This window comes from uncultured Maricaulis sp., from assembly GCF_947259345.1.
Lineage (GTDB): Bacteria > Pseudomonadota > Alphaproteobacteria > Caulobacterales > Maricaulaceae > Maricaulis.
On sequence record NZ_CAMYLS010000007.1, the window covers coordinates 182,694 to 189,519 of the forward strand.

General features: G+C 62.8%; 8 protein-coding genes. 3 read left to right on the top strand and 5 right to left on the bottom strand.

Features of this window, described 5'->3' with window-relative positions; genetic code table 11:
* Nucleotides 1-64 precede the first annotated feature (64 nt).
* On the bottom strand, nucleotides 65-1,198 hold the full coding sequence (locus tag Q0X62_RS04565) for a HAMP domain-containing sensor histidine kinase (RefSeq protein ID WP_297732199.1): 1,134 nt from the start codon (nucleotides 1,196-1,198) through the stop codon (nucleotides 65-67).
* 182 nt (nucleotides 1,199-1,380) lie between these two features.
* A complete protein-coding gene (locus Q0X62_RS04570; protein ID WP_297732201.1) occupies nucleotides 1,381-2,613 on the bottom strand; it encodes an argininosuccinate synthase in 1,233 nt (410 codons plus the stop codon).
* A gap of 135 nt (nucleotides 2,614-2,748) precedes the next feature.
* On the opposite strand from Q0X62_RS04570, the gene glsA reads away from it, so the two are divergent.
* Nucleotides 2,749-4,014: a glutaminase A gene (glsA, locus tag Q0X62_RS04575; protein ID WP_297732203.1), complete on the top strand. Its 1,266-nt coding sequence runs from the start codon at nucleotides 2,749-2,751 to the stop codon at nucleotides 4,012-4,014.
* On the opposite strand, the gene Q0X62_RS04580 is transcribed toward glsA, so the two are convergent.
* Together Q0X62_RS04580 and Q0X62_RS04585 are read right to left on the bottom strand one after the other, a co-directional pair.
* Nucleotides 4,011-4,730: an SdpI family protein gene (locus Q0X62_RS04580; protein ID WP_297732205.1), complete on the bottom strand. Its 720-nt coding sequence runs from the start codon at nucleotides 4,728-4,730 to the stop codon at nucleotides 4,011-4,013. The genes glsA and Q0X62_RS04580 overlap by 4 nt on opposite strands.
* Nucleotides 4,731-4,732: 2 nt before the next feature.
* The gene (locus Q0X62_RS04585; RefSeq protein ID WP_297732207.1) at nucleotides 4,733-5,023 is read right to left on the bottom strand and encodes a metalloregulator ArsR/SmtB family transcription factor; all 291 of its coding nucleotides are present in this window, start codon (nucleotides 5,021-5,023) and stop codon (nucleotides 4,733-4,735) included.
* A 140-nt stretch (nucleotides 5,024-5,163) separates the two neighbouring features.
* On the opposite strand from Q0X62_RS04585, the gene Q0X62_RS04590 reads away from it, so the two are divergent.
* Together Q0X62_RS04590 and pyrF are read left to right on the top strand one after the other, a co-directional pair.
* On the top strand, nucleotides 5,164-5,790 hold the full coding sequence (locus Q0X62_RS04590; RefSeq protein ID WP_297732209.1) for a LysE family translocator: 627 nt from the start codon (nucleotides 5,164-5,166) through the stop codon (nucleotides 5,788-5,790).
* A 9-nt stretch (nucleotides 5,791-5,799) separates the two neighbouring features.
* Nucleotides 5,800-6,492: an orotidine-5'-phosphate decarboxylase gene (gene pyrF, locus Q0X62_RS04595; RefSeq protein ID WP_297732211.1), complete on the top strand. Its 693-nt coding sequence runs from the start codon at nucleotides 5,800-5,802 to the stop codon at nucleotides 6,490-6,492.
* Between the two features lie 15 nt (nucleotides 6,493-6,507).
* On the opposite strand, the gene Q0X62_RS04600 is transcribed toward pyrF, so the two are convergent.
* Nucleotides 6,508-6,826: hypothetical protein (locus Q0X62_RS04600; RefSeq protein WP_297732213.1), on the bottom strand; the 319-nt coding region annotated here is incomplete at its 5' end.

Here is a 6,826-nt window from a genome sequence, read left to right on the forward strand (position 1 = left end):
ATACCTCCCCGCGATCACACTAGCGCGGCTCGCTGGTCTGACGAAATGACGAGACGGTAAGGCACTAGTCGACCGGGTCAGGTTCATCCTGGACTCGGATGCGCGCCGTTACCGTCGTCCCTTCGCCCGGCACAGACTGAATGGTCAGATCGCCATCCATCAAGCGGGAAAGACGACGGCAAATCGACAGGCCAAGCCCGGAATCCCCCCCCGCACCCGAGCCGGTTCGGCCGGTCACGCGCTCGAGCACTTCATCGTCCATACCGACGCCGGTATCGCGGACCTGAAACTGGATCCAGCGCTTGTCACCCTTGTCAGTGGTCTGGTCAACGACCAGAATTATCGAGCCCGCTGGCGTGAATTTGAGCGCGTTCGACAGGAGATTGTTGAGAATCTGCCGCACGCGGCCCGGGTCACCCAATACAGACAGCTCGGCACCGTCACCCACCTCAAGGCCAAGTTCCAGGCCTTTCTCAGCCGCCAGCGGCTCGAAAAGACCGACCACGGTTTGGGCGAGTTCATCCGGCCTGAACGCGACGCTCCGCAATTGCACCTTGTCGTTCTCCAGGCGCGCAAGATCCAGCACATCGGAGACCCGTGCCAGCATGGCTTGTGCGGAACGCTCAATCGTCACGAGAAGCTTGCGTTGCGAAACGTCGAGTTCCGTATTCGAGAGCAGGCCAGACAGGCCGAGAATGCCATTGAGCGGCGTTCGCAATTCATGGCTGAGCCCGAGTATGAATTCAGAGCGAGATTGGCTTTGCGCTCGCTCCGATTTCGCCCGCGCCTTGAGTTCGGCCTCGCGCTCGCTGCGGGCATCGATCTCGTGCGCCAGCGCGCTGTGAGAGGATTGCAATCCCCGGAGGATGTCGATCAGGCGGCTGAACAACCAGATGAAGCCGATCGCGAGGAAGATGGTCGCGACGGCGTCCGTGAACCAGCGCAATGTGTTCTGGATGAAATCGGTGATCGCCGGCAGCTGCGCGTTTTCCACGAAGAAGGGCCCGAAAAGCAGCACGACAGCGTCGAGGAAATGATAGGCCGCCCAGATCAGCAGCCCGACTGTCAGGACAGCGACCGGGCGAAGGGCGTCTGCCGCGCGCAGCATGTCGGAATGGCGATACATGTACACCACCGCCACGACCGGGGCCGCAGCGAATGCAATATCCAGCAGCACTGTCAGCAGGATGGAGTTCATGTCCCTCTCACCCCCCGTGCGACGCCCTCATGGCCGGCAAGCTAGGCCTGACCTGTGAACACAAAATTAACCCTCGGACGACCGGGGCGAAAAACCGTCCGGCCTGGAAAGGGATTAGTAAAGACCCGCCCGGCAAAATGAATTTTTCATTCATCGCGGGTCGGAGCCTGATTCGCGGCTGATCAGTCGTTTTGGCCGAGACGGCGCTTGCGGCGCGCCAGCAGCTGGAGACGCAATGCATTGAGGCGGATGAAGCCCTCGGCATCCTTCTGATCATACACGACATCTTCTTCGAAAGTGACGTGCTCGAGCGAGTAAAGCGAATGCTCCGATGCCCGGCCGACAACATTGGCGGATCCCTTGTAGAGCTTGACCCGAACGTCGCCGCTCACATGTTTTTGCGAGTGGTCGATCGCCGCCTGGAGCATTTCGCGCTCGGGTGAGAACCAGAAGCCTTCATAGAGGAGCTTCGCATAGCGCGGCATGAGCTCGTCCTTGAGATGCGCAGCGCCACGGTCGAGAGTGATCTGTTCGATCCCGCGATGGGCCGCCATGAGGATGGTCCCGCCGGGCGTTTCATAGATGCCGCGTGACTTCATGCCGACGAAGCGGTTCTCGACGAGATCGAGGCGGCCAATCCCGTGGACGCGGCCCATCTCGTTCAGCTTTGTCAGGAGGGTGGCAGGGCTCATTTCGGCCCCGTTGAGCGCCACCGCATCCCCGGCCTCGAAGCGGATTGTGACATATTCAGGCTGGTCCGGCGCGTCTTCCGGCCGGTCCGTGCGCTGATAGACGATCTCGTCGGCTTCTTCGGCCGGGTCTTCCAGCAACTTGCCTTCGGACGAGGTGTGCCAGAGATTGGCGTCGACCGAGAAGGGCGCCTCGCCGCGCTTGTCCTTGGCCACCTGGATCCCGTGCTCTTCGGCATAGCTGATCAACTTGGTGCGCGAATTGAGGTCCCATTCGCGCCACGGCGCGATCACGCGCAAATCCGGGTCGAGAGCGTACACGCCGAGCTCGAAACGAACCTGGTCATTGCCCTTGCCGGTGGCACCATGCGCGACAGCGTCGGCGCCGGTCGCATGGGCGATCTCGACAAGACGTTTGGAGATCAGCGGCCGGGCAATCGAGGTCCCGAGAAGGTAGAGGCCTTCATAGACCGCATTCGCGCGCACCATCGGATAGACAAAATCGCGCACGAATTCCTCGCGCAGATCCTCGATGAAGATTTCCGAAACGCCCGCCGCTTCGGCTTTCTGGCGGGCCGGATCCAATTCCTCACCCTGGCCGAGATCGGCCGTGAAGGTCACAACTTCGGCGTCATAGGCATCCTGCAGCCATTTGAGAATGACCGAAGTGTCGAGACCACCGGAATAGGCAAGAACGACCTTTTTGACGGGCTTTTTCGACGACATGGGCAAATTCCTTCTCGATTTGCCCATGCGCGTAGCGCTGCTCTTGCTCACAGGCAAGTGTTTCGCGGCAGTATCGGCACGATCATGGCGCGTCTTGGTGGTGGACAGATTGCCAAACGTGACCATTCTGGCCCCATGACGGCCTCTGGAAACGACCCTTTCGCGCGCTTTGTCGCCCGTCCGGCCCGCTTTGAGCAGGACGCGGCGGATCGCGATGCCCGACTGAAACTGGCCAGTGCGGTGTGTCAGGCGGCGCAGTCAGAGGGATGTGCTGATCTGGCAGGCCTGATTCACCGCTTGACGATGGCGGGTCTGGACCCGGTTGATGTACCACGTCTCGCCGGCCTGATGACGTTGGACGCGGGTTCGCTGGACGCCAACGCGCTGACAAGCGAGCTGACCGGTGACGCACTGACCCTGATCCGCAAGGCCCTCGAAAATCAGCTGGCGATCTCGCACTTTGGCCAATTTTCCAGCCGCCTGGCCAATATCTTCGCTTATGCGCGGGACGCGACGAGCGGTCACCTTGCTGACTATATTCCCGAACTGGCCAAACAGGATCCCGATGCCTTTGGCATGGCTGCGTGCACGATTGACGGTCAACAAATGGCGATCGGCGATGCCGTTACCCCATTTTGCCAGCAATCCGTGATCAAGCCCCTTCTCTACGCCTTCGCTTTGGCGCTGAATGGGGAAAATCAGGTACATCGTCACGTCGGACGCGAACCGTCAGGGCGCCGCTTCAACGAGCTGGCGCTGGACCCGGATGGCCGGCCACACAATCCGATGATCAATTCCGGCGCCATCATGTGCGCCTCGATGATCCGACCCCATCTGCCCGTGGCCGAACGCTCTGAATTGCTGGAACGCTTCGTCAGTTCAGCCGCCGGCGGCGCCGGAACCGAGATCGACCAGGCCGTCTATGAAAGCGAGCGCGCCACCGCACGCCGCAATCTCTCCCTGGTAAAGCTGATGGACGAACACGACGCCTTTCCTGAGGAATCCGCTCCGGACGAGGCGCTGGACCTGTATTTCCGGGCCTGCGCCATTCGCATGGATTGCCGTCATCTGGCCGTTATTGCGGGCACGCTTGCCAATGGCGGAGTCTGCCCGACCACCGGCCACCGGGTGATCGACAGCCGCATCGTGCGCAACACGCTCTCCCTCATGCTGACCTGCGGGATGTATGATTATTCCGGCGAGTACGCCTTCTCGGTTGGCCTGCCGGCCAAGTCCGGCGTGTCAGGCGGACTGATGATCGTGGTGCCTGGCGTGGGCGGTTTCAGCTTGTGGAGTCCGCGGCTTGACCGCCAGGGCAATCCGGTGCGCGGGATTGAAGTCTCCAAACGCCTGGTCGAAGCCTTCCCCTTCCACATTTTTGCCGGTGTCACCCGGGGCTAATCGCCCGGGGATTCGGCATCGTCGGGCCCGACATCATCCGGGGTCGCGGTGTCACGGGCAGGATCATTGCGCCAGACCCAGTAAGAATACGCGGTCCCGATCACGGCCGGTGTGAAACCGGCGATCAGGACGAGTCCAATCTGAAGATTCGGCGGAATGAACCAGACACCGATCAACAGGGCCAGGCCTGCAACAACCATCAAGCGACCAGCCAGCCGGTGGGTCTTGTCCCAGGCCAGGTCCGACGACAGCGTCCAGGGTGTCCGGATGCCGACAAACCAGTTGGGGCGAGCCTTGCCCATGACATTGCCCAGCAAGGTGAAGAGCCCGCCGATGGCCGCCAGAATCACGGTCGGCATCCATTCGGTATTGCCGGCATCAATCCAGCCCAGGCCGAGTGCCACCATGGCCGCTTCAATAACGAGTAGAAGCGCAAGCGTCCCTTCCCACGCGGTATTCAGGACGACACGGGAGCGGGCCAGATTGCGACCACGCGGGTCGCTCTGAGGCAGGATGGCGAAAACCAGGCTGATCGCGACCATGATGGCCGGCACAAGGAAATAGGCCTCGAGGCGACCGCCCCAGCGATCGGGCTGACCGTCAATGCCCCAATGAACCGGTATCCGGGCCTCGGCATCCGTGCCGAACCAACCTGCGCCCGCAAACGCCAGGGCTGGCAGGATGAAGATGATTGATCTGAGAAGTGCCGCTCGCATACCTATTCCTCCTCCTGCTCGGGGCTGTCGCCCTGTCGCTTGCCCACCAGATCCATCAACCATCCAAGGGCCTCGTCGGCGACGCTGGCATTGAGGCGGTAGACGATCGTGGTGCCGTGCCGCTCGGCGATAATCAGGCCCGCCGCCTTGAGGCTGGCGAAATGGCCTGACATGGTTGGCTTGGACACCGGGTAGCGCCCGGCCAGCTCGCCCGCCGATTGCGGTCCGTCCCGAAGGGCACGAAGCACATCCCGCCGCACCGGGTGGGCCAGCGCCTTGAACACATCACTCATCGGGTCGGATCCTCATGTCTCAGCAATAATTCGGCATGTGACTAATTACAAGTCACCATCCCCAGAGACCATTGAGCATGGACAAAGCCAGCTGGCGGGGCATTCTGCGGCAAGACGTCCCGATCCTCACGAGTTTCCCCATGCTTGATCCTGACCTGTTTCCGGTTTTTCTCCTTGGTGCGACCGCTCTCGCCCTGGCGCCCGGTCCCGATATGGCGTTCACGCTCGCCACAGCGGCCTCGCGTGGTCGAGGCGCCGGCCTGGCGGCCGCGGCCGGTATCATTACGGGCGGCGCGATCTGGACCGTGCTGGCCGCCGCTGGGCTGGCCGCGCTGCTAGCCACCGCCGAACATGCCCTGACCGTTGTGCGGTATGCCGGAGCCGGCTATCTGCTCTATCTGGCCTGGCGAACGCTGCGTCATCTTGATACCCCGCTTGACGCGAAGGGCGCACGCAGCAGCTGGCGCGCCTTTCGGCGCGGCCTCGTGACCAATCTTCTCAATCCGAAGATCGGGCTCTTCTTCCTCGCCTTCCTGCCCCAGTTTACCAATGCGGAACTGTCGCCGGTCTGGCTGCAAATGCTGGCGCTGGGCGGGATCTTCTTTTCCATCGGCACCGCAGTCCTGATCATCGTCGCCCTGGCTGCGGGACAGGCCCAGACCTGGCTGGCCGGGTCGCGCACCGCGCGGCGCGCGCTCAACGGACTCTCAGCCACCGCCTTTGGCGGATTGGGTCTGCGCTTGATTCTGGTCGACGACACGGCTTAAAAGCGCGGCATGTCACATGCTGATCCCCGCCTTATCGTCGCGCTCGACCTGCCGACGACCGACGCCGCCTGGTCTCTTGTCGAGTCCATCGGCGAGACCGCCAGCTACTACAAGATCGGGCTCCAGCTCTTCCCCTTGGGCGGGATGGAGCTGTGCCGGAAGATCAAGGCGACCGACAAGCAGGTCTTCCTCGACTTCAAGCTTCACGACATCCCCGCCACGGTGGAGAAGGCGACCCGCTCGATCACGACCGGCGGCGCCGACCTCCTGACCATACACGCCGAACCGGCGGTTATGCGAGCCGCCGTCGCCGGCCGGGAAGGCACGGACCTCAAGCTCCTCGGCGTGACCGTGATGACGTGTTATGACGACGCCATGCTCGCCGAGATGGGCTATGCCTATGGGGCTCGCGACCTGGTCCTGCGCCGCGTCGAGCAATCCCTGGAGGCTGGCGTGGATGGCGTTGTGGCCAGCGCCCATGAGGCGAAAGAGATCCGCGAACGCTTCGGCGATGACCTGCTGATTGTCACGCCGGGCATCCGTCCGGCCGGCGCCGATATCGGCGACCAGAAGCGCGTCGCGACACCCGCCAGCGCCCTGGCGGATGGCGCCAGTCATCTCGTGGTTGGGCGACCGATCAACGCCGCTCCGAATCCTCGGGCGGCCGCAGCGGCGATCGTGTCGGAAATCGCCGACGTCTGATCCGCGGGAATGTGCTTACGGGCCCACCAGACGCGTCCGCAAGACAGCTCGCGCCTCCATGCTGACAACAGGTCCGGTCGACAATTGACCCGGTGAGATCACGCCTGCGCGTCCGGAAGCGTCAATCACGATCATGCCGCGATAGCCGTACTGGATCGTTGGCGCACGGCCAACGCCGCCGACCAAACCGCCCTCGAAGAAATCATCCGAGAGACGAACCGCGTCCGACGGCGCCCGCGTGACAGGTACGGTTGCGGAGATTGCGGCGGGCAGGGCCGTGCGCTCGGCCATGCGACGCGGTTGCGGCATGCGGCGGGGCTGCGGGCGGCCAGGC